Here is a 20,937-nt window from a genome sequence, read left to right as displayed (position 1 = left end):
GATCGCGTTCCTCTTTTATGCCAACGCCACGGCGCGTGCAGCGTCGATTGCGGTCAAATCAGCCGTCAGCGTTTCGATGCGCGTGGCCAGCGTCGGTTTATCCGCATCCTTGCGATTGAAGCGGCTCTTCAGAATGCGCAGCAGGTGATGTTTCACCTCGAACGCGAGCGACGGTTCCCAACGCGCCAACCGATAGCGGGCAACGTCCGCATCCAATGTGGTGAGCAGATGCAAGGCGGTATCGGAGCGCTCGGCCCGCTCGGCCACGCGCGCCATGACGAGCTGCCGCGTGAAGCGCTCGCGCTCGCCACCCGCGATCTGCGTTTCGTCTTGCGATGCGCGTCGCTGCAGCCAGGCGAGCGCGGTGTCGAGGCCCTGCTGCGCGGCCATGTCGTTCGCGTGCGCTTCGGTTTCGGCCCAATCGGTGTGCGCCGCGCTGGCGCTGACCGGCGCGACGGCATCACCGCGCTCGATGTCGCGCACGGTCGCGTAACGGGCGATCCATTCGAGCGTGGCGTCGTCGGCGAAGGGTGAGCCATCGGCGTACAGCAGATGTTCCAGGCCGGGCAGACGTTCGAGCATCAGCGCGCAATCGGTGGCGGCGGTTTCGCGTACCCGCGCGTACTCGCCGCCGGCTTGCTCCTGCGCGACGAAGGCGTAGTACTGCAGGTCCAGCCAGAAATGATTCGCTCCTTCGGCAAACGCCGCTTCGACACGTTCGAGCAACTCCGGCCATTGCTTTTGCAGCAGCAGCCGCTTCAGATTGGCGCGCAACTCGGCGCGCGGCGCGATCAGGCGCGTCTTGCCGCCGGCTTCGAACGGCGGCGCCTCGGTGAGCGTGTCCCAGCGCACGCAGCGCATCAATCGATACGCCGCCAGATAGCCCTGCGGCTGCTCGCGCAGGAACTGCGCCATCTGGCGGGCACGATCGAGCAGATCCCGCGTCGACGACACGTCGGACGATGCGGGCAGCGCGCTTGACGCTGTCGATGCCGGCGCGGGCGGGGCCGATGCCCCATCGCTTGCTGCGGGCGACTCGATGCGGCCTTCGAAGCGCCTGAAAAGCGCGCCGAGCGCCGGGCGCGCGTCATCCGGCCACGATTGCAGACGTTCGTCGATGAGCGCGAGCGCCGAGAGTGTGCGCTCGAGCAACGGGCCGGTCAGTCCCTGGACGTTGTCGAGGCGGTCAGCGAAGGTGCTGCCGCATAGCCATTCGAAGGCGGCGCGGCGAGACGTGACGCGTGTGGGCAGGAGTGCATCGCCGAAGCGATCGACAAGCGCCGATAAAAGTTCGAAGCCCGCGGCAACACCCTCTGCGCCATCGCGGCGCATGCGGCTGTAGACGTAGTAGACGGCGAGTCGCACGTCTTTCGCGCGCTGCTTGATGAGGCGCTCGGCCGACTCGATGATGAGCGCATCGTCGACGTTCGACAGCTTCGCGACTTCGTCCTTGATGGCCTGGAAATCGTCGTCGTAACCGGGGTCTTCTCCGACGGGCGCATCGGGCCGGATGGGGGAAAGCCACGCGTCCCATTGCGATTGCGCGGCGCGCGCGAGATCGGAGGGTTGGCGCGTGCCGAACAGCGCATTCAACAAATTGGTGAACATAAAGATAGGTGGGTGTGTTTGCTGGGCTCATTGAGCCGGTCCGCGCGAATCAGCGCCGGGGCGACGACGATCCGCTCGCGCCGCGCCTCGTCTCGACGCACCGTCACGGCGCGCCTCGGCCGCCGGGCAATGGAGTCCCGGCTTTCCTGGCGGCTTCGATGGCGGCCTTGGGAAGCGGCGGGGGGGCATCGGCCGTCCCGGCGCTTTTGACTGGCGTCTCGCGCTTCACGAACACGCGTGAAGGCAACGCGAAGCCGCGCAACTCCAGCAGTTCCAGCGGCCCCTTGCCCACGTCGGTTCGCATCATGTAGCTCAACGGATGCGTGATGTCCGCCGATGTAGCGGCGAACGGTCCGTGCGCGGTCAGGGCGTCGTGATCGTCGGCGTCGCTCGTTTTCGATGATCTCGAGCGCGTGTCTTCGAACTGTGGCGTCGCCTGCCACGTCACCTGATATGTCGCGGTATCGATCGGCTCGACGTGTGCGCGCTCCAGCATGCGCACCCATGCCCAGCGCCCGGCAAATTCGAAGCGCTTGTTGGTTCCCGCCGTTTCGGTCTGCCATTCGAGGCGCGTGCCCGCGCTCTGCGGGTCGTTGGTCGGCCACGACATCCCGTTCCAGGTCTCAACCTGGTTGTAGTAGTGCAGCTTCTGCGCGTCGATGGTGAGCAGCGTATCGGTGATACCCGGTGTCGGGATTGGCTTGAGTTCGAACCGGTACGACGGCTCGCCTTGGGCGAGCAGGTGTCCCGCGATGCGTTGCAGCGTGTTGATCGCTTTCAGGAACGCCGGATCGACCGCGCGCGCGGCGCCGCCTGAGCCGCCCGCGCCGGACACCGGCGCCCATTGATCGCCCTGCAGTTGCAACACGCCGGCCAACTGAGTCGTCAGGAAGGCGCCGATCAGACCACCTTGCGGACGCAGGAAGCGCGCGAGTTCCGGCAACGACGCATCGTTCGTCGTGTTGGCGAATGGATAGCGGCCCGCGAACGACTTGTTCCAGGTCGCGACGACTGTGTCCCGCCACGCATCGTTCAGACTCGTCTGCGCGGGTTCGAGCACGGTCTGCGTTGCTTGGGAGACCGGACGCACGAACAGCTCCGCGCCCATGCCGCCCCATTGCTCGCCCAGGCTCGCGGCGATGAGTTGCGCGTAGGCGAGGGTGTTGGCGAGTTCCGAACCTTTGCCGAGGAAGAGCGATTGTGCAACCTGCCGGGCAATCAGCGCGTGAGAAGCCGTCCGCCTTCTCGGCGCCCGGCACTTCCAGAAAGTACTGTTGCTGGCCCGGAATCCATTGATCTCCGACGAGATTTCTCCCTTCATTCAACAGGTTGGCCATCAACAGGCTCTCCTTAATGTGCAGTGCTATCGAAGCTTGCTGCGTTGCAAGCGTTGAAAGCCGTTCGTGCGCATGGATACATTGTGTCCAATTTAGGGCACGAAGATAGCCGAACCAGAACAATCTGAACAGCCTTGCCGCGCTTTTTTTCACATAAATCAGGGTGCCTATCTGCTATTTGTCAAACTTCTACAGATTGGAATGGTAAGGCATGCTATACGTCGTTCGATTCAAAACTCGACACCAAGAGAAGGCACGAGGCTCGAGTGACTGCCAAGCCGGCAAGAAACAACCTGGTGCCAAGAATAGAAAGATCCGCGTCATGGTCCATCCTTCCTTTCAAGCTCAGACGCCGCTCGGCATGGCCGCGGCCGGTGACACGAGCGTCCATCCGTCGTTGGCCGAATCAATCGATTTCGGATCGGCCAACGATGGGCTCGTCGCTTCCCTGCGCGCGGTGTTCCTCGCCCTGCAGACCGGTGCGGTCGAGCCGAGCCTGCTGGACTTCGCCATGGGGGAGGCGGACGAGCGGATCGGCCACGTGCTCGATCGCGTCCTCCATCACGCGGATTTCCAGCGCCTGGAGTCGGCTTGGCGGGGACTGAAGTTCCTCGTGGACCAGACCGACTTCCGCAAGGCCGTGGGCATCGAGGTGCTCGACGTCTCCAAGGACGCGCTGCGCCAGGACTTCGAAGATGCGCCGGATGTGACGCACAGCGGCCTGTTCTGGCATACCTACACCCAGGAATACGACACCCCCGGCGCCAATCCGATCTCCGCGCTCATCTCGAACTTCGAGTTCGACCATCGGGCGCCGGATGTCGCACTGCTGCGGGATCTGTCGAAGGTGGCCGCGGCCGCCCATATGCCCTTCATCGGCGCGGTCTCGCCGCAGTTCTTCGGCAAGGAGACGATGGAAACGGTACCGGGCATTCGCGACATCGAGGACTATTTCGACCGCGCCGAGTATCTGCGCTGGAAAAACTTGCGCAAATCCGAGGACGCGCGCTACCTCGGGCTGACGCTGCCGCGCTTTCTCGCGCGGCTTCCCTACGGGCCGGATTCCGCGCCGGTGCGCGCATTCAACTACACCGAAGACGTGAAGGGCGCTGACCAGAGCGGCTATCTGTGGGCAAACGCTTCGTTTGCCTTCGCGACGAACCTGGTGCGCAGTTTCATCCGCAATGGCTGGTGCATCCAGATTCGCGGCCCGCAAGCGGGTGGCCTGGTCGAGAACCTCCCGACCCAACTCTACGAGCTCGGCACGGGCGGCCTCGCCAAGATTCCCACCGAAGCGCTGATCCCCGAGGCGCGCGAGTTCGAATTCGCCAACCTGGGCTTGATTCCGCTGTCGCATTACCAGAACCATGATTACGCGTGCTTCTACTCGGCGCATTCGGTTCAGGAGCCCGAGAACTACGATACCAAGGAGGCGAGCGCCAACAGCCGGGTCAATGCGCGCTTGCCTTACATCTTTCTGCTTTCGAGAATCGCGCACTATCTGAAGCTGATTCAGCGGGAGAACATCGGCACGACCAAGGACAGGCGGCTGCTGGAGCTGGAGTTGAACAACTGGGTCAAGACGCTCGTCACCGAAATGACGGCACCCGGCGATGACCTCCAGGCCTCGCACCCGTTGCGCGAGGCCAATGTCGAAGTCGAGGAACTCGAGGACAATCCCGGCTTTTTCCGCATCAAGCTCTTCATCGTGCCGCACTTTCAGATCGAGGGCATGGATATCAAGCTCGCGCTCGTCTCGCAAATGCCCAAAGCGAAGAACTAACCGAATTCGAATCTCCGTCGGCGCGAGGCGTGCCGACGGCCCTTGCCATTTCAGACAACAACAATATGAAGATCACCAGACCGCTTTGGGCGCAGGGCGTTTTCATGACGCCGCAGCACTTTCAGCAACAAGCCCTGTGGGAGCAGTTCGCCAACCAGCGGATCGCGACGATCGCCAGTCCCGATCCGTGGGGCGTGGTGAACGTGGCCATCGACGCACAGGCATTGAGCATCAATCGTCTGCAGCTCACGAGCCTGTCGTTGCGCTTGCCGGACGGCACGCTCATCGACAGCGAAACGTCCGACTGGCTGCCGGCCGCGCGCCATCTCGACGATGTCCCGACGCAATACGAATCCATGACAGTGCTCGCTGGCGTTGCGCTCGTCGATGCACAAGGCAACAACTGCGTCGAGCCCGATGCGAAGCCCGCACGCCCGCGGCGCTTCATGCGGGAGTACAAGCACGTGGATGACCTGCACGGCGAAGGCAAGGAGGAAATCAGCGTCGAGCGCCATGTCGTCTCTTTGTTATTCGACTTCGAGGAAAGCAGCGACTACGTGACGTGTCCGGTGGCGCGACTCATCCGCAACGCACAGGGCAGATTCGAGGCCGACGCGTCCTTCGTGCCGCCGTGTCTTTTCCTGTCGGCAAATGCCACGCTCACGGTGCGCATGAAGCGGCTCTCGGAAATCCTGAGCGCGAAGAGCGCGAGCCTTGCGGTGCGCCGGCGCGAGCGTTCGGACCAGATCGCGGACTATGCCGTCGCGGACGTATCGCTGTTCTGGCTGCTGCATAGCGTGAATACCACGTGGCCCGAACTTGCACGGCTTGCTCAAGCCCCCGATCAACATCCCGAGAAGCTCTACGCTCTGCTGTCGCGCCTCGCGGGCTCGCTTCTGACGTTCTCGACCACCGAGACGCTGCAAGCGATCCCGCCTTACGATCATCGCGCGCCCGAGCCCGTATTCGCGGAACTCGAGTCGCTGATCCGCACGCTGCTCGATACCGTCATCCCGTCGCGCGTGGTGCCGATAGCACTGGAGCGTGTACGCGGCACGATGTGGACCGGCCAGATCAAGGACGAGCGCCTGGTCGAAGACGCGGACTATTACTTGTCCGTGCAGGCGGGACTGCCCGCGCACGCGCTCATCGAGCAGTTTCCGCGCCTGTGCAAGGCGGGCGCGCCCGATGAGGTCGAGCAGATCGTCAATTCGGCGCTGCTGGGCATTCCGCTCAAATCGATGTCGCGGTTGCCCGCGGCGATTCCGGTGCGCATCGAGAATCAGTATTTCGCGCTCGATTCGCAGCATCCCGCGTTCAGGCGCATGATCGCGGCGCGCGCTTGCCAGTTCTATGTGCCGGCGTCGATTCCGGATGTGTCGATCGAACTCTACGCGGTGCTGCCGACATGAGCGCGATGATGTCTCTATCGGCTGACGACACCGCGTTGCTGCCCGTCGCGCTACGCGATACGGCGCTGACCATCTCGGATCTCGAAGGCAGGAACGAGCATTCGTCGGGATCGGAAGAATCGCTGCGTGATGAATGCAAAGACCAGATTGTCCGCCTGAAAGAAGAGCTTCGCGCACGCCGGCTCTCGTCCGACGAGATCGAAGATGCCGTCTATGCGCAATGCGCCTTGCTCGACGAAGTGGCGCTGCGCTGTCTCGAGGGCGCGGCGCGCGACGAGTGGGAGCAAACGCCGCTGCAGCTGGAGGAGTTTCACACGAACGAGGCGGGCGAAGAACTGGTGCGGCGCATCGAGCAGCGTCTGCGTGAAAGGCGGCCGGTGCAGTCCTTGTTCGCGATCTTCGCCGCGGTGCTGGACCTCGGCTTCAAGGGACGCTTCGCGCTCGATGGCGATGACGCGCGCATTCGGCTCAGGCGTGCCATCGCCGATCGGCTCGGCACATCGCAAGACTCAGGGGATGACGGCTCCGTCGTGATCAAGGCGGCTGTTCATCGCCCGTGGATGCGGCGGATTTCCCCGCTCGCGGTCATCGCGCTGGCCTGCGCGATGATAGGCCTGGTCTGGTTCGGGATCGACAGTTGGCTCGATGCGTCCGTCACTCACATGATGCAAAAGGAGAGCCGATGACACGCGCAGCACCCGGCCTGTTCGAGCGAATCACAGGTCATTTCGCTGACGGCAGGGCGATCGATGAGTTGCCGCCGGAAGCGCAGACGTTTTATTCGGTGCGCGACAACATCCAGCGCATTCTGAACAGCCGTCGCAAGGCGCTTGCGCATCTGCCGCGATATGGACTCGACGATCTCTCGGAGATTTATCGGCATTTGCCCGCGTCGGCGCACCGGTTGAGAAGCGAGATCGAGGCAACGCTGCTGGAATACGAGCCGCGCCTTGGATCGATCGACATCGAGATCAACGAGCCGGAGCCGGGCATGCTGCTGAGCTTCACGATGGCGTGTCATCTGCGCCGAGAAGGACTCGTGCGCTTCGGCACGCACTTCACGCCGGATGGCAGGACGCGGCTGCGCATGTTGAATTCGATGGCCGAAGAGAACTAAGGAGGCGGCGATGGCCAGGATGATCGCGTTGAAGGGAAACTTGACCACCACCGGCGGTCGCGTGCTGGACGGTGACGATTCGATGCTGGACGATGGACAACCCATCGCCCGTCACATGGGACTGGCCTCCTGTCCGCGCTGCGGCAAGAGCGGACAGATACTCGGAACGGCTGTGAACTGGGGTTTCGGCGCCGCGCGAGCCGTGGCCGACGGCGATATCGTGATGTGCGACTGCCCTCGAGGCACCCATCGTGTGATTGCGCGCTCGACGGTCTTCGATGGCGAATGATCGAAGCGCGTGCTGACGTGGCGGGCTGAGCCTTCCACGCCAGCACGCGCTTGAAACAACCCTCAACGCGGCGACGACCACCCCTTATAACTACCGATGTTCTCCCGCGTAACCAGCGTCGACGGCAACAGGATTGTCGAGTTGGCCGGCTTTTTCCCGTTCATCAGGTCATACCCGACGCTCACCGCCTGCTGCGCCATGGCCCACGGGTCCTGGCTCGCGGATGCCTGAACCATCGTGTCCGTCTTGAGCGCCGTTTCGATATCCGGCGCGCCGTCCACCGACGTAATCACGATATTGTTCCGATGCAGTTGCTTCGCCGCGAGGTCCGTGCCGATCGCTTGCGGATCGTTGATCGCGAACACACCATCGAGCTTCGGGAAACGCGTGAGATAGCCCTGCATCGCGTTCATGCCGCCTTCACGCGAGCCTTTCGCGTCCTGATCGTCTGACAGAATCTTGATGCCCGGATTCTTCGAAAGCACGGTCTTGCACCCGTTCACGCGATCGATCACCGCCGACACCTGCGGCCCGTTCTCGATCACCACGTTGCCCTTGCCGCCCAGCTTCTTCGCCAGAAATTCGCAGGAAATCTCGCCCGCCTGCACGTTGTTGGTCTGCACGGTCGCGTCCGCGCCCGCCGCCGCGACGTCCACCGCGATCACCACGATGCCCGCCTTCTGCGCCTTCTTCACCGCCGGCTCGATCGCCTTCGGATCGACGGCGTTGAGGAGAATCATGTCGACGTGCGCCGAGATGAAGTTGTCGATCTGCGTGAACTGCTTGTTCATGTCGTAGTCCGACGACACCGCCGTCACCTTGACGTTCGGATTGATGGTCTTGGCCTTCGCTTCCGCGCCCCTCGAGATCGTGACGAAGTACGGATTGCCGAGCGAGCCGACCGTGATGCCGATGGACTTCAAAGGCTTGTCGGCCGCGTTGACGGAAGCCGTCATGCAAAACCCGAGAGCGAGGGCGACGCTGGCGAAAAGCTTATTGTGCTTGCGCATGTTGTTGTCTCCAGTTGGTCCGTTGGTATCGGGGCGGGCGCGAGCGGACCTGCAAGCGCCCGGATGATCGATGAAAATTCAGGTGCGAGCCGAGCCGCGCTGACGGTAACGATCGAGCGCCACAGCGCCGATGATCACGAGGCCCTTGATGATGTACTGCCAGATATCCGACACGCCGAGCAGCACGAGGCCGTTGGAGAGCACCGCGATGATCAGCGCGCCGACCAGCGTGCCGACGATCGAGCCCACGCCGCCGACGAAGCTCGTGCCGCCGAGAATCACCGCCGCGATTGCATCGAGTTCATACGACTGGCCGAGCTGCAAACCGTTCGCGGCGTAAAGACGCGCGGCCGACATCACGGCGCCGAGACCCGCGAGCAAGCCCGAGATCGCGTAGACGAAGAGCTCGATGCCCCACACCTTGATACCCGAGAGGCGCGCCGCTTCGGGATTGCCGCCCACCGAATAGATGCGCAGGCCGAGCACCGTGCGGCGCAGGATGAACCACGACACGATCACGACGAGAAGCGCGATGATCACGAGCCAGGGCACACCGAACAGCGTGTCGTTGCCGATGAACGCGAACGGCAGTTGCGGATTGAAGATGGTCGTGTCGTGACCGATCAGGCGCGCGATGCCGCGCACGGCAGTGAGCGAACCGAGCGTCACGATAAAGGGCGGCAGCTTGAGCAGCGCGATCAGCAGACCGTTGATGACGCCGAAGCCGAGACCCACCGCGAGCGCGGCCGGAATACCGAGCCATCCCCAGCCCGGAATATTCGATGCCAGCAGCGCCGCCACCGCTCCCGCCGACAGAATCGAACCCACCGACAAGTCGATGCCGCCCGTCAGAATCACGAAGGTCATGCCCGCCGCGAGCACGATGTTGATCGAGGCCTGCTGCGTGACGATCGACAGGTTCTGGAAGCTGAAGAAGCCATCCGTCACGATGCCAAAGCCGATGCACAGCAGGATCAGCACGGGCAGCATGCCCGCGGTGCGCATCAAAACCTGCATGCGTTCGCGATGCTCGATGCGGTTTTGCCGCTGCGAGACGCTCTCAGCCTTCGCAACCGGCGCGGCGCTCGTGTCGTGGTGTTTCGTCGTGTTAGCCATGTCTCTCTCCAGATTTCCTTAAGCAGCCTGATCGAGCGCGACCTTCGAGCCCGTCGCCAGTTCGATGATTCCTTCCTGTGAAATCGGCTTGCCCGAATGGCCGCCGAGTTCGCCCGCGATTTCGCCTTCGCGCATCACGAGCACGCGGTCCGCCACGCCGATCACTTCCGGCAGCTCGCTCGAGATGACGATCACGCCGACGCCCGAGCGCGCGAGATCATTGATGATTCGATAAATCTCCGACTTCGCGCCGATATCGACGCCGCGCGTCGGCTCATCGAGGATCAGCACTTCCGGTTTCGTTTCGAGCAGACGCGAGAGCAGCACTTTTTGCTGATTGCCGCCCGACAGCGCGCCAACGTTCACGCGCATGTTCGGCACGCGGATCGTGAGCGCGGCGATGGCGTCCTTCGCGCGCGTGTTGCCGCGTGCGAGGTCCATCACGCCCGCTTTGGCGTCGCGGCCGGCGATCGTGATGTTGATGTTGTCGCGCACGCTCATGTCGAGGAAAAGCCCCTGGCCCTTGCGGTCTTCGGTGAGGTAGACGAGGCCCGCATCGATCGCGTCGCGCGGTGTGCGCAGCTTCACGGGCTTGCCATGCATCGACACTTCGCCGCGCGTCTTTTCCTCCGCGCCGAAGATCAGGCGCGCCAGTTCCGTGCGTCCTGCGCCGACGAGCCCCGCGATGCCGAGCACTTCGCCCGCGTGCAGATCGAGGCTGCAGCCGCGCACGCGGTTGCTGTCGGCGATATCGCGCACGGACAGCACCACGTTGCCCGGATCGTAGGGCGCATGCTGCTTCTTGTAGAAGCCGGAGATGTCGCGGCCCACCATCATCTTCACGAGGCTGTCGGCGGAAAGTTCGTCGCGCATCAGCGTGCCGACATAGGCGCCGTCGCGCAGCACCGAAACGCGGTCGGACAGCTCATAGATCTCCGCCATCCGATGGCTGATGTAGATGATCGCGATGCCTTCCTCGCGCAGTTGCCGAACCAGCTCGAAGAGACGATCGGTTTCGCGCGACGACAGCGGCGTGGTCGGCTCGTCCATCACGAGGATGCGCGCATGCGCATGCACGGCGCGCGCGATTTCGACGAGCTGCCGCTCCGCGATCGACAGATCGCCGACGAGCGTATGCGGCTTGAAGTTCGCGCCGAGGCGCTTCAGCACGTCCTCGCAGCCGCGCTCCATGCCGGCGCGGTCGACCAGTCTGCCGCGCCGCAGTTCGCGCCCCGCATAGATGTTCTCGGCAACCGAAAGATTCGGCGCAAGACTCAGCTCCTGATAGATCACCGCGACGCCGAGCGCGCGCGCGGCCAGTGGCCCGTCGATGGTGACCGTCTTGCCGTCGATGAGAATCTCGCCGCCCGCATCGGCCTGATACGCGCCCGAGAGGATCTTCATCAGCGTGGATTTACCGGCGCCGTTTTCGCCCATCAGCGAATGCACTTCGCCGGGATAGACCGACAAACGCACGTCGTTGAGCGCGCGCACGCCGGGAAAGGTCTTGCTGATGCCGCGCATCTCGAGAAGCGGCGGTCGGCTGGAAGAGTCATGCGGCATGGTTCACCTCTTGCGATTTGATGCCCGCGTGGCGGATGGCCGCGCGCGGTGAGAAGTTGAAGAACATCGGCAGCGTGGCTGCGCCGATCGCGCCCGCATCCGGGCCGAAGGAACCGCGCACGAGCGAAGGGGTCCCGCGCGCTTCGGGCGCGTTGGCGGCGAGCGTCGTCGAAAGTCGCTTGACGAGTCTGTCGAGCAGGCCGCCGTCGATATCGGAGTCGATCACGACCATCGGCACGTCGAGCACGCAGAGCGTCGCGCGCAGGGCGGGCGCGAGCGCTTCGATGCAGTCGTCGATCCATTCGTCGACGGCGGGAAGACGCCGCTCGATGCACGCCTCCAAATCGACGCGGTTGTCCGCCGCCGCGCCGCAGTAGTTGAGATGCCGCACGAGCGCGTTCAGCGACGCGCGCGACAGCAGGATGTCCCACGGGCCGTTCGGCTGCGGCGCGGAGGGCAGGCGGCTCGGTGGCACCGGAATCACGCCGATATCGCCCGCATTGCCCGACGCGCCGCGCAGACAATCGCCGTTGATCGCGATGCCGCCGCCGATCGCCGAGCCGAGAAACAGGTAGACGAAGTCGTCGCAGCGGCGGCCGTGGCCGTAGAAGAGTTCGGCGGTCGCGGCGGCGTTGCCGTCGTTCTCGCTGAAAACCGGCAGCGAGAGCGCGCGGCCGAGTTCATCGGCGAAATCGGTTTCGTCCCAGGCGCGGAACGTTTCGGCGGGCAAGCCGAGTTCGCGCAGCCAGCTTCCGAGATTGAACGGCTGCGCGATGCCGACGCCCGTCAGGCGCTCGCGCTCCGTCGCGGAAAGCAGGCCGAGCATGCTTTCGATGTCGCGCCGCACGATGCTCAGCACCTCGGACGGATGCGGCAGCACGGCATCGAGCGCTCTGCGGGCGAGCACATCGCCGGCGAAATTCACGAGCACCGTCTCGATGCCCGTGCGATCCAGCCGCACGCCAATGCCGAACGCGCCACGCGGATCGAGCCGGATCAGCGACGCGGGCTGGCCGCGCTGGCCTTCGAGGCGCCGTCCCGTGTATTCGATCAGGCCCGCATTTTCCAGCGACTCGACGATACTGCCGACCGCCGTGCTCGTCAGATTCGCGTGACGCGCGAGATCCGCCTTCGACGCCGGCTCGGCGCGCCGCAGCGCCTGCAGGAGCAGGCGCTCGTTGTACCGGCGCACGTTCGCGGAGTTGCTTCCTCTGCCGCTTGGGGATTTCACGCGCTGTCTCCGAAAGATGGCCATCGAGTCGCGGCCATTAATTAAATCAAGTTGATTTATTTAAGAACGAAGACGCATCGAAGTAAAGCAGGGAAATCCCGAAGCAGTTGTTAAGCGTTCGTCGAAGACGGTTGAGCATGAAAGGCGATGCCCCGCAGTTGCAAACCGCGGACCCGGTGCGCTTTCACACTAGGCGATGCGACCGGCAGTGCCAAGAAACAGGCAGATGATTTGCGGCGAGCTTACAGACGCCGATAAACCCGCTTTCGACGCATGGCGCGGGCGAAGCGACGCACGGATCGATGTGCTATCGTCGGCGACACTTTTCGACATTTCCGCCGGCGTTCCATGTTTTCGATCTCGCAAGCCACGCACGCGACCAAGGCCGCGCAGTACGACGACCTGCTTCAGCAGACCCGCGCGCTCATCGCCGATGAAACCGACTTCATCGCCAATGCCGCGAATTTCTCGTCGCTCGTCTATCACACGCTGCCCGATCTGAACTGGGCGGGCTTCTATCTTTTCGATGGCGCCGAGCTCGTCGTCGGGCCGTTTCAGGGCAAGCCGGCATGCGTGCGCATTGCGATCGGGCGTGGCGTGTGCGGCACGGCGGCGCGCGACCGGCGCACGCAGGTCGTGCCGGATGTGCATGCGTTTCCAGGGCATATCGCGTGCGATTCGGCGTCGCGCTCGGAGATCGTCGTGCCGCTCATCGCGAGCGATGGCACGCTGATCGGCGTATGGGATGTCGACAGTCCCGTGCCGAAGCGCTTCGACGACGAAGACGCGCTCGGCATGGAAGCGCTGTGCACGGCGTTCGTCGCGCTCGCGTGGGGCAAGCGGGCGGAGCGTTGATATGTCCGCCGACGCTATCGATAACGGCGTCGTCACGATTGCGAGCGCGCACGGCGCCGTCGCGACCGCCGACAAGCTCGAAGCGCTGATCCGCGCCCGCGGGCTGATGCTCTTCGCGCGCATCGACTTCAGCGGCGACGCCGCGCGCGCCGGCCTCACGATGCCACCGAGTCAGTTGCTCGTGTTCGGCAATCCGCGGGCGGGCACGCCGCTCATGCAGGCCGTGCCGACCGCCGCGCTCGATCTGCCGCTCAAGATCCTGTCCTGGGAAGACGCGGAGGGCCGCGCCTGGCTGTCATACAACGCGACGGACTATCTGCGCGCGCGCCACGGACTCGATGCCGAACAGATGAAGCCGGTCAGCGGCGTGGCCGCGCTCGCCGAGGCGGCGGCGCGCTGAAACCGTGCCCTTACACGCGATGGGGCTGCGGCCGGCGGCCGCGCGCGTGCGTCTACAATGAGACGTTTCAGCCGTCTCGATAAATTCCATGACGAGCCTTGCCCGCCGCCGCCTGCTCGCCGCGTGCGCCCTGAGCGCATGCGGGCTCGCGCGCGTTCGCGATGCGCGGGCGGCATCGGACAAGGCGACGGTCGCGCTCGTGATGAAGTCGCTGAACGATCCCTTCGTCGTCTCGATGATCGAAGGCGCGCGCAATTACCAGCGGCACTACACCTCGCAGCTCGATCTCACGACGCACGGCACGCTCACCGACAACGACGTGGCCGGGCAGATCCACATCGTCGAAACGCTCGTCGAAGCGAAGACGAACGCGATCGTCATCGCGCCCGCCGATTCGAAGGCGCTCGTGCCTGTCGCGGCGAAGGCGATCGCGGCGGGTGTCATCGTGATCGCGATCGACAATCCATTCGACGAAGCCGCGCAGGACGCGGCGAACATCACGATTCCGTTCGTCGGGCCGGACAGCCGGCGCGGCGCGCGGCTCGTCGGCGCGTATCTCGGCTCGAAGCTGAAGGCGGGCGATGAGGTCGGCATCATCGAAGGACCGTCGAACGATCGCAATGCGCAGCAGCGCACGCTCGGCTTCAAGGACGCGATGAGCGCGGCGGGCATGCGTGTCGCCGATACGGACGGCGGCGAGTGGACTATGGCGAGCGGCAAGGCGGCCGCGCTGCAAATGCTGTACGCGCATCCGGCGCTGCGCGGCCTGCTCTGCGCAAACGACAACATCGCGATGGGCGCGATCGATGCGGTCCGCATCGCCGGCAAGAAGGACCGCGTGCTGGTGACGGGCTACAACAATATCGACGCCGTGCAGCCCATGCTCGATGACGGCCGCCTGCTTGCGACCGTGGAGCAATTCGGCGCGCGGCAGGCGGTATTCGGCGTGGATGTCGCCGTGAAGGCGCTTGTGGAGAGACGGCGGCAAAAGGATTTGTCGCCGTATATGGAGACGCCGGTTCAGCTCGTGACGAAGGGGCGGGGGAAGGGGTTTCGGTTCGGGGCGTCGTGAGACGCCCTGAGCGTCACTGCGCTGCCTTCCCCAACAGCCCCCGCGCCGCCAGACTCTGATACAACGCCCGCACGCCGAACGTCCACGGCTCGATCTCCGTCGAAAGCCTGACCGTATTGACGAGCGCTCCGAGGTTGGGCGTCGAAATCGTCACGACATCGCCGAGATGATGCGTGAACCCGCCGCCTTCGGTATCGCGGTCCTTGATCGGCGAGAACATCGTGCCGAGGAACAGCATGAAGCCATCCGGATACTGATGATGCGCGCCGTGCGTCTGCTTGACGAGATCGGCCGGATCGCGGCTGATCTCGCTCATGTGGCTCACGCCTTCGAGCACGAAGCCATCGTCCGCGCCGTCGATGCGCAGCGATACGCTCGTCGCGCGCACCGAATCCAGCGTGAAGCGCTCGTCGAACAGACGCACGAACGGGCCGATTGCGCACGACGCGTTGTTGTCCTTCGCCTTGCCGAGCAGCAACGCGCTGCGGCCTTCGATATCGCGCAGATTCACGTCGTTGCCGAGCGTCGCGCCCACGATCTCGCCGCGCGCATTCACCGCCAGCACGATCTCCGGCTCCGGATTGTTCCATTGCGATGTCGGATACAGGCCGACGTCCGCGCCGAAACCGACCGACGACATCGGCTGCGACTTCGAGAACACTTCCGCGTCCGGCCCGATGCCCACTTCCATGTATTGCGACCACGCGCCGCGACGCTCGAGTTCGGCCTTCAGCTTCATCGCCGCGTCCGAGCCGGGCTTGATCTTCGACAGATCCGCGCCGATCAGCTTGTTGATCGTGTCGCGCACTTCCTGCGCCTTGCTCGCGTCGCCGCCGGCCTGCTCTTCGATCACGCGCTCGAGCAAGCTCACCGCGAACGTGACGCCGCATGCTTTCACCGCCTGCACATCGCAAGGTGCGAGCAGGCGAAGGCCACCGGATGACGCAGCCAGTGTCGCTTGCAACAGATCCTGCACGTTGCCGAGATGCTCGCCTTCGGCGTTACGGGCGATGTCGAGCGCATCGGCGTTATCGAAGAGATCGGCGGTGGTCGGCGCGGCGCGCGTGATGTCGAACACTTCGCCCTTGCGCACCGCGACGACGGCGGGACCGTTCACGGGCGCGGGACGCCAGACGCGGCCGATCAGCACGGCGTCGGCGAAGTCTTCGGGCAGGCAGGAGGAAACGTTGACGGTTTGCATGAATTCGAATGGGGGGCGGAAAAGGAAAGCCGATCGTAGCCCGCGCGTCCAATGGTGTCCATCAGGTTGATTGTTTATCCAACCTGTTGGAATATATCCGTTCGCAACGGATGAAGCCGCACATGGAAAAAGCCTACGATGTTCCCGCGCTGCGTCGCGCGAACGACATTCTCGAAGCGCTCGCCGCCGCCGCGAAGCCGGTGCGCGCAACGGCGCTCGCCGAACAGACGGGCCTCTCGCGCAGCACGCTTTATCTGCTGCTCGAAACGCTCGCGCGCATGCAATGGATCGAAAAGCGGGACGACGGCTACATGATCGGCGTCGGGCTCTTCGAACTCGGCAACGCGTATGTGCGCCACGACAAGCTGCAGGCGGCGTTTCGCGAAGGCGCGGGCGCATTCATCAACAAGCACAACGAGGTCGTGCAGCTCGCGGTGCTCGACGGCGTGCAGGTGGTCTATATCGCGCGCGAGGACGCGCATCGGCCGGTGCGGCTCGTGTCCGACCTCGGCTCACGCCTGCCCGCGCATTGTTGCGCGCTCGGCAAGGCGCTGCTCGCCGGCATGACCGATGAAGCCGTGATCGAGCGCCTTCCCGAGCGTCTCGAAGCGGTGACGCCGCGCACTATCACGCGGCGCCCGGCGCTGTTGCGCGAACTGGCCGCGATCCGCGCGAGCGGGCTGGCCGTCGAGCGCGAGGAAGTGGCCGAGGGCCTCGCGTGCTTCGCGGCGTATGTCGGGATGACGCCGGCGGGCAAGCGCGTCGCGGTGTCGACGAGCGTGCCGGTCGGCCGGCTCGATCCGAAACGTGAGAAGCAGATTTCCATCGGCATCGTTCAGCTTGCGGCTCACTTGCGCGGCGCACTCTGACGATGCGACGCGCGCGCCTGCGGCCGACCGTGTGACGCCGCGAAGCGCGCCTCGATCGACTCCATTTCGTTGTCCGCATACGCGGGCGCCGGCGCGTGCGCCGCGATGAGCACGTCGCAGCGCGCGTACGAGCAGACCACGTCGCGCAGACGCGCTTCGCCGTGCCGCCATGCGGTCTCCGCTTCGCCACCGAGCACGATCAGATCCGCGCCCGCCTCGACCGCCTGTTTCGCGATCAGCTCGCCGACGCTCGTGCCGTCGAGCGGCTGCGTGACGCTGCGCGCGACGCCGTCGATGCCCGCGCTATCGATCAGCCGCGCGGCATAGCGTGTGACGGCGCGCGCGTGATCGTCGATGACGTCGAGTGTCTCGCCCGGATTGCTTTCCGCGGTGACGATGGCCCACCACGGCGCCTGATCGACGATATGCAACGCGGTGAGCCGCGCGTTGCAGTCGCGGGCGCGCGTAATGGCGGTGATCAGGGCGCTTTCGCTGAGGCTCGTACCCACGGCAACGAGAATGTGCTTGTACATGATCAGGCTCCTGTCTGTGTCGAAGTGTCAGACAGGATGATCGGCGCGCAAAGTTAGCTGCGAATGAGCGCGCGCCTGCATCTTTTACGAGAGGACTTAAAAACCGCGCGCCCGGCGCTTTCGTGCCAGCCCGTGCGCACGTTCGGTTCGCGCCGCGTCGTAGCCGCCGGGGAGCAGCGCTTGCTGATCGTCAGCCCTCGAATGCAATACGCGTCGGGCGTCCGAGCGCCCGCGGCATTCGTGCAAGCTGAAGCGCGATGACGAGCGCGCGCCTTCGCATGGCGATTCGAAGGACAAGAACGGCAAGGAGCGCAAGAAGCCCGGAAAGAAGCCGCTGATCATTCTGGGCATCGCGGTCGTGGTGCTCGCGATCGGTGCGGTCATCTGGTGGTTCATGACGCGCAATCAGATCAGCACCGACGACGCGTACACCGACGGCGACGCGGTCAAGATCGCGCCGAAGGTATCGGGCTATGTCGTGACGATGAACCTCGACGACAACTGCTTCGTGCACAAGGGCGATCTGCTCATCAAGATCGATCCGCGCGATTATCAGGCGCAACTCGATCAGGCGAACGCGCAACTCGGCCTCGCTCGGGCGCAACTGCACGCGTCCGAGACACAACTCGAAGTCGCGCGCGTGCAGTATCCCGCGCAGCTTGCGCAGGCTCAGGCGCAGGAACTCACGACGAGCGCCCGCTCGCACAGCCGCGCGAACAGCTCGCGCAATCGACGGTGAATGTGACGACGGATCTCATCGCAGTTTACAAATCGCTTGGCAGCGGATGGCAGGGCGACGAAGCCGCCACCTCGCAAAAATTAACGGCGGCGCTTTTTCCAGTCGTAATCGGCGGGCGGATCGGCGACGCCCGGCTTGCCGACCGAATGCGGGTTTTCACTGCATAGCGTGACGAAGCCGATGTCCTCGCCATCGCCCTGGCGCTTGCGCAGGCCTTCCGCGAAGCGCAGCGCGTCGGCGAGCGCGCTGGCGTCGAATCGTTTGAAGCGCGCCGCGCCCTCGATATCAGGGTTGCCGCCGAGCCAATACACGACGAACATCGATTAGCCTCTCGTTTAGGGGATGTGCGCACCATCGTCGCGGCTCGCGCCACGGCGATGCAAATCCTGCACGCCGCCCGTGCATCGGCGCGTCGTGACAGCCACCGGGTATTCCCGAAGTGTAACGTCGACGGTCTGCATGCCGCTTGACGATGCGCTTTCGGAAACCCGCGAGGGAATGATCGTTGCTGTTATCTCCGTCCATTCCGAGGCCAATACGATGCAACGATACGACCGTGTTCCTTCGCAAGCACTGTGGCAGATTCCGCTGCCCGCGACGCGCCATGACGAGCCGCGCGTGCTCATCGCCGATGACGATCTGGAGGCGACGCGCGCGATCTGTCTTGCGCTCGAAGACGCCGAGTTCAGCGTGCGCGCGGTGCACACGGGACTCGACGCGGTGTCGCTGGCGCGCAAGTGGCGCCCCGGCGTGGTGCTGCTCGACCTGATGATGCCGCTCGGCGACGGCTGGGAGGCCGCCGAAGCAATCCGCGCGATCGATCTTTCGATGCTGCTGATCGCACATACGAGCCGCACGGACCCCGACGACCTGATGCGCGCGCAGCGCACCGGGTTCAACGGCTACTTCGTCAAGCCGACGGAGCTGGACGGCATGATCGCCGTGATTCGCGATTATTTCTCGACGCGGGAAGGCGCGGACGATCACGCATCGGCGGGCTTGCGCTGAATCTCGTGCAGCTGTAGCGCGAGCCGGTCGATATCGCGTTGAACGTGCTCTTTCAGCACGTCTTCCCAGTATTGGCAGTAGCCGGCCCAGAACGGCATCTGCGTATGCGCGGATGCGGCCGTCGGCAGAGGATCGGGCAGCATCTTGCTCAGACGCCGGATCTCCCTGTGCTTCCATTGCAGTAGCGTGCGGCGATATCCGCGTCGCGGCGCGCACATCTCGTTCATTCTCGCGACGGCGATCGAGAAGCCCTCGGCCGGGCGCGACGCCATCTTCGTCAGCACTGCTGTCTGCGGGCGCGGCCCGCGTTCGTGGCAAATGATCGCGCCGATTTGTCCCAGGATGTACATCGCTTTCGCCATCGGCGGCTCGGAATGGTGTTGCATGACGCCTCTCTGTTTTTCATTTTGGATTTTTGCGCACGGGCGCTCTACGCGGCCTCGGTCTCAAAAATGAAACCTTGTAACTTGGCCTATTAATAAGATACCAAAGTGGAATAATTCCTAGATGCGTATCCACAAAAAGATACAGTCGATGTGCCGCGCATGGATTTACGACGATGCAACAGCAAGGCGCCCCTGCAAACGCATGCTGCGGCGCCGTTTCTTGAGGGAACGCGCAGATCGGCGCCGGATGTCAGCCAGCTAGTGCCTGCGCATCGGACCGAACCGGATCAGAACGCGTCGAGCACATGCTGCGCAAACAGATCGCGCACGCCTTTGGACGCGTCGTCGTTTTCGCAGGTAGCGGCCGCGACGATCCCCTCACGCCGCGCCACGAAGATGAACTGCTCGCCATACCCCGCCGCGAAGACATAGCGCGGATCGATCCAGCAGAGATAGCCGTACTGCGCGTCTTCCATCGGCGGGCCGCCGTCGCTTTGCACGGACGTGGCTTCCTCGATGAACGCTTCGTCGATGAGTTGCGCGCCGCGCCATGCGCCCCGATGCATCATCAACAGGCCGAGCTTGATCATGTCGCGCGTGCGCAGCATGAGTCCGCGGCCGCCGAACGTGTGCCCGTCTTCATCGGCCATCCATTCGCTCGCGGTGATGTCGAGCGGGGTGAAGAGTGCGTCGCGCGTGTAGCACTCGAGCGTGCGCCCCGTCGCGGATTCGATGACGAGCGACAGCAATTGCATCGCATGCGAGTCGTATTGGAAGTGCATGCCGGGCGGCGCGATGGGACGCGACAGAATGAAGCGCAGACGGCTTTCGTCGCGATCGAAGCGCTCGCAGGGGCCGAGCACGCATTCGTCGATGACGCTCTGATCCCATTCGAAGCCGGCTGTCATCGTCAGAAGGTGATGTAACGTGATGCGCTGAACGCGGCGGTCGAGACCGTGTGCGCGCAACTGCGGAAGAATGCGGCTGACGGGCGTGTCGAGATCGGGCAGCACGCGTTCACGCAGCGCAGCGCCGACCGTCAGGCCGACGACGGTCTTGGTCACCGAGTTGATGTCCTGCAGGCTGTCCGGCGCGACGTCATGGCGATAGTGCTCGAACACGATGCGGTCATCGTGCGCGACGACGAAACTGCGCACGCCGCTCCGTCCGGTCAGCGCGCGACGCAGGGCAGCAAAGTCTGATTCGTTGGCGAAGTTCATGGGTGGGAACGGCAATGGCTGAATATGAATAGGATAGCGAAGCAAAAGCACGCGGTCGATTGCGAGCGGCACCTTGCTTGATCTGCGTGCATATTTGTCGTAATCGTGATACACATTGAGCAATTCGGATGCCACGCACGATGGCATCGCAGCCTTTCAGCAACGTCAACTCACACTCAGCGAGCCTG

The 20,937-nt window shown here is 64.1% G+C and carries 20 protein-coding genes and 2 pseudogenes; 11 read left to right on the top strand and 11 right to left on the bottom strand.

Going from position 1 to position 20,937, the window contains the following annotated elements; genetic code table 11:
* Positions 1 to 15: 15 nt before the first annotated feature.
* On the bottom strand, positions 16 to 1,608 hold the full coding sequence (gene tssA, locus AC1Z32_RS06805; RefSeq protein WP_483477921.1) for a type VI secretion system protein TssA: 1,593 nt from the start codon (positions 1,606 to 1,608) through the stop codon (positions 16 to 18).
* A 103-nt stretch (positions 1,609 to 1,711) separates the two neighbouring features.
* Positions 1,712 to 2,824, bottom strand: a pseudogene (locus tag AC1Z32_RS06800) (type VI secretion IcmF C-terminal domain-containing protein); the annotation flags it as partial.
* Positions 2,825 to 3,306: 482 nt separating this feature from the next.
* On the opposite strand from AC1Z32_RS06800, the gene tssC reads away from it, so the two are divergent.
* The 5 genes from tssC to AC1Z32_RS06775 all read left to right on the top strand — a co-directional run bounded on the left by tssC (position 3,307) and on the right by AC1Z32_RS06775 (position 7,546).
* Entirely contained in the window at positions 3,307 to 4,728 is a 1,422-nt protein-coding gene (tssC, locus tag AC1Z32_RS06795) for a type VI secretion system contractile sheath large subunit (protein WP_483478219.1), read from the top strand.
* 65 nt (positions 4,729 to 4,793) lie between these two features.
* Positions 4,794 to 6,140 carry a type VI secretion system baseplate subunit TssK gene (gene tssK / locus AC1Z32_RS06790; protein ID WP_483477920.1) on the top strand — a complete coding sequence of 449 codons (1,347 nt, stop codon included), beginning with the start codon at positions 4,794 to 4,796 and terminating at the stop codon, positions 6,138 to 6,140.
* Positions 6,137 to 6,826, top strand: a complete 690-nt coding sequence (locus AC1Z32_RS06785; RefSeq protein ID WP_483477919.1) for a DotU/TssL family secretion system protein — start codon at positions 6,137 to 6,139, stop codon at positions 6,824 to 6,826. Before tssK ends, AC1Z32_RS06785 begins: the two co-directional genes overlap by 4 nt.
* Positions 6,823 to 7,257: a type VI secretion system baseplate subunit TssE gene (tssE, locus tag AC1Z32_RS06780; protein ID WP_483477918.1), complete on the top strand. Its 435-nt coding sequence runs from the start codon at positions 6,823 to 6,825 to the stop codon at positions 7,255 to 7,257. The genes AC1Z32_RS06785 and tssE overlap by 4 nt, the downstream gene beginning before the upstream one ends.
* Positions 7,258 to 7,267: 10 nt before the next feature.
* Positions 7,268 to 7,546, top strand: a complete 279-nt coding sequence (locus tag AC1Z32_RS06775; protein ID WP_483477917.1) for a PAAR domain-containing protein — start codon at positions 7,268 to 7,270, stop codon at positions 7,544 to 7,546.
* A gap of 62 nt (positions 7,547 to 7,608) precedes the next feature.
* Here AC1Z32_RS06775 and AC1Z32_RS06770 read toward each other — a convergent pair whose 3' ends face one another.
* The 4 genes from AC1Z32_RS06770 to AC1Z32_RS06755 all read right to left on the bottom strand — a co-directional run bounded on the left by AC1Z32_RS06770 (position 7,609) and on the right by AC1Z32_RS06755 (position 12,466).
* Positions 7,609 to 8,556 carry an ABC transporter substrate-binding protein gene (locus AC1Z32_RS06770; RefSeq protein WP_483477916.1) on the bottom strand — a complete coding sequence of 316 codons (948 nt, stop codon included), beginning with the start codon at positions 8,554 to 8,556 and terminating at the stop codon, positions 7,609 to 7,611.
* Between the two features lie 78 nt (positions 8,557 to 8,634).
* The gene (locus AC1Z32_RS06765) at positions 8,635 to 9,672 is read right to left on the bottom strand and encodes an ABC transporter permease subunit (protein ID WP_483477915.1); all 1,038 of its coding nucleotides are present in this window, start codon (positions 9,670 to 9,672) and stop codon (positions 8,635 to 8,637) included.
* 18 nt (positions 9,673 to 9,690) lie between these two features.
* Complete coding sequence (locus tag AC1Z32_RS06760) at positions 9,691 to 11,235, bottom strand: sugar ABC transporter ATP-binding protein (RefSeq protein ID WP_483477914.1); 1,545 nt, start codon at positions 11,233 to 11,235, stop codon at positions 9,691 to 9,693.
* Positions 11,225 to 12,466: an ROK family transcriptional regulator gene (locus AC1Z32_RS06755; RefSeq protein WP_483477913.1), complete on the bottom strand. Its 1,242-nt coding sequence runs from the start codon at positions 12,464 to 12,466 to the stop codon at positions 11,225 to 11,227. The genes AC1Z32_RS06760 and AC1Z32_RS06755 overlap by 11 nt, the downstream gene beginning before the upstream one ends.
* 348 nt (positions 12,467 to 12,814) lie before the next feature.
* Between AC1Z32_RS06755 and AC1Z32_RS06750 the strand changes: the two genes are divergently transcribed.
* From AC1Z32_RS06750 to AC1Z32_RS06740, 3 genes are all read left to right on the top strand, one after another.
* Positions 12,815 to 13,321 carry a GAF domain-containing protein gene (locus tag AC1Z32_RS06750; RefSeq protein ID WP_483477912.1) on the top strand — a complete coding sequence of 169 codons (507 nt, stop codon included), beginning with the start codon at positions 12,815 to 12,817 and terminating at the stop codon, positions 13,319 to 13,321.
* Between the two features lies 1 nt (position 13,322).
* Entirely contained in the window at positions 13,323 to 13,721 is a 399-nt protein-coding gene (locus AC1Z32_RS06745; protein WP_483477911.1) for a DUF302 domain-containing protein, read from the top strand.
* An 88-nt stretch (positions 13,722 to 13,809) separates the two neighbouring features.
* The gene (locus tag AC1Z32_RS06740; RefSeq protein ID WP_483477910.1) at positions 13,810 to 14,793 is read left to right on the top strand and encodes a substrate-binding domain-containing protein; all 984 of its coding nucleotides are present in this window, start codon (positions 13,810 to 13,812) and stop codon (positions 14,791 to 14,793) included.
* Between the two features lie 13 nt (positions 14,794 to 14,806).
* Here the strand turns inward: AC1Z32_RS06740 and AC1Z32_RS06735 are convergent, their stop codons facing one another.
* On the bottom strand, positions 14,807 to 15,994 hold the full coding sequence (locus AC1Z32_RS06735; RefSeq protein WP_483477909.1) for a fumarylacetoacetate hydrolase family protein: 1,188 nt from the start codon (positions 15,992 to 15,994) through the stop codon (positions 14,807 to 14,809).
* A gap of 122 nt (positions 15,995 to 16,116) precedes the next feature.
* Here AC1Z32_RS06735 and AC1Z32_RS06730 point away from each other — a divergent pair, with 122 nt between their 5' ends.
* Positions 16,117 to 16,863: an IclR family transcriptional regulator gene (locus AC1Z32_RS06730; protein WP_483477908.1), complete on the top strand. Its 747-nt coding sequence runs from the start codon at positions 16,117 to 16,119 to the stop codon at positions 16,861 to 16,863.
* On the opposite strand, the gene AC1Z32_RS06725 is transcribed toward AC1Z32_RS06730, so the two are convergent.
* Positions 16,842 to 17,396 (bottom strand): universal stress protein, encoded by a 555-nt coding sequence (locus AC1Z32_RS06725; RefSeq protein WP_483477907.1) that lies wholly within the window; start codon positions 17,394 to 17,396, stop codon positions 16,842 to 16,844. The two genes, AC1Z32_RS06730 and AC1Z32_RS06725, sit on opposite strands and share 22 nt — an antisense overlap.
* A 247-nt stretch (positions 17,397 to 17,643) precedes the next feature.
* On the opposite strand from AC1Z32_RS06725, the pseudogene AC1Z32_RS06720 reads away from it, so the two are divergent.
* A pseudogene (locus tag AC1Z32_RS06720) lies at positions 17,644 to 18,075 on the top strand (HlyD family secretion protein); the annotation flags it as partial.
* A gap of 140 nt (positions 18,076 to 18,215) precedes the next feature.
* On the opposite strand, the gene AC1Z32_RS06715 reads toward AC1Z32_RS06720, so the two are convergent.
* Complete coding sequence (locus AC1Z32_RS06715) at positions 18,216 to 18,455, bottom strand: hypothetical protein (protein WP_483477906.1); 240 nt, start codon at positions 18,453 to 18,455, stop codon at positions 18,216 to 18,218.
* Positions 18,456 to 18,675: 220 nt separating this feature from the next.
* On the opposite strand from AC1Z32_RS06715, the gene AC1Z32_RS06710 reads away from it, so the two are divergent.
* Positions 18,676 to 19,143 (top strand): response regulator, encoded by a 468-nt coding sequence (locus tag AC1Z32_RS06710; protein WP_483477905.1) that lies wholly within the window; start codon positions 18,676 to 18,678, stop codon positions 19,141 to 19,143.
* Here the strand turns inward: AC1Z32_RS06710 and AC1Z32_RS06705 are convergent.
* Positions 19,119 to 19,529 (bottom strand): hypothetical protein, encoded by a 411-nt coding sequence (locus tag AC1Z32_RS06705; RefSeq protein WP_483477904.1) that lies wholly within the window; start codon positions 19,527 to 19,529, stop codon positions 19,119 to 19,121. The two genes, AC1Z32_RS06710 and AC1Z32_RS06705, sit on opposite strands and share 25 nt — an antisense overlap.
* Before the next feature lie 287 nt (positions 19,530 to 19,816).
* A complete protein-coding gene (locus AC1Z32_RS06700; RefSeq protein ID WP_483477903.1) occupies positions 19,817 to 20,749 on the bottom strand; it encodes a serine hydrolase domain-containing protein in 933 nt (310 codons plus the stop codon).
* Positions 20,750 to 20,937 lie beyond the last annotated feature (188 nt).

Source organism: Caballeronia sp. 11_S32 (assembly GCF_056930355.1).
The sequence above is the reverse complement of the archived record's forward strand: the minus strand, read 5'-3'. Positions and strand labels throughout refer to the sequence as shown.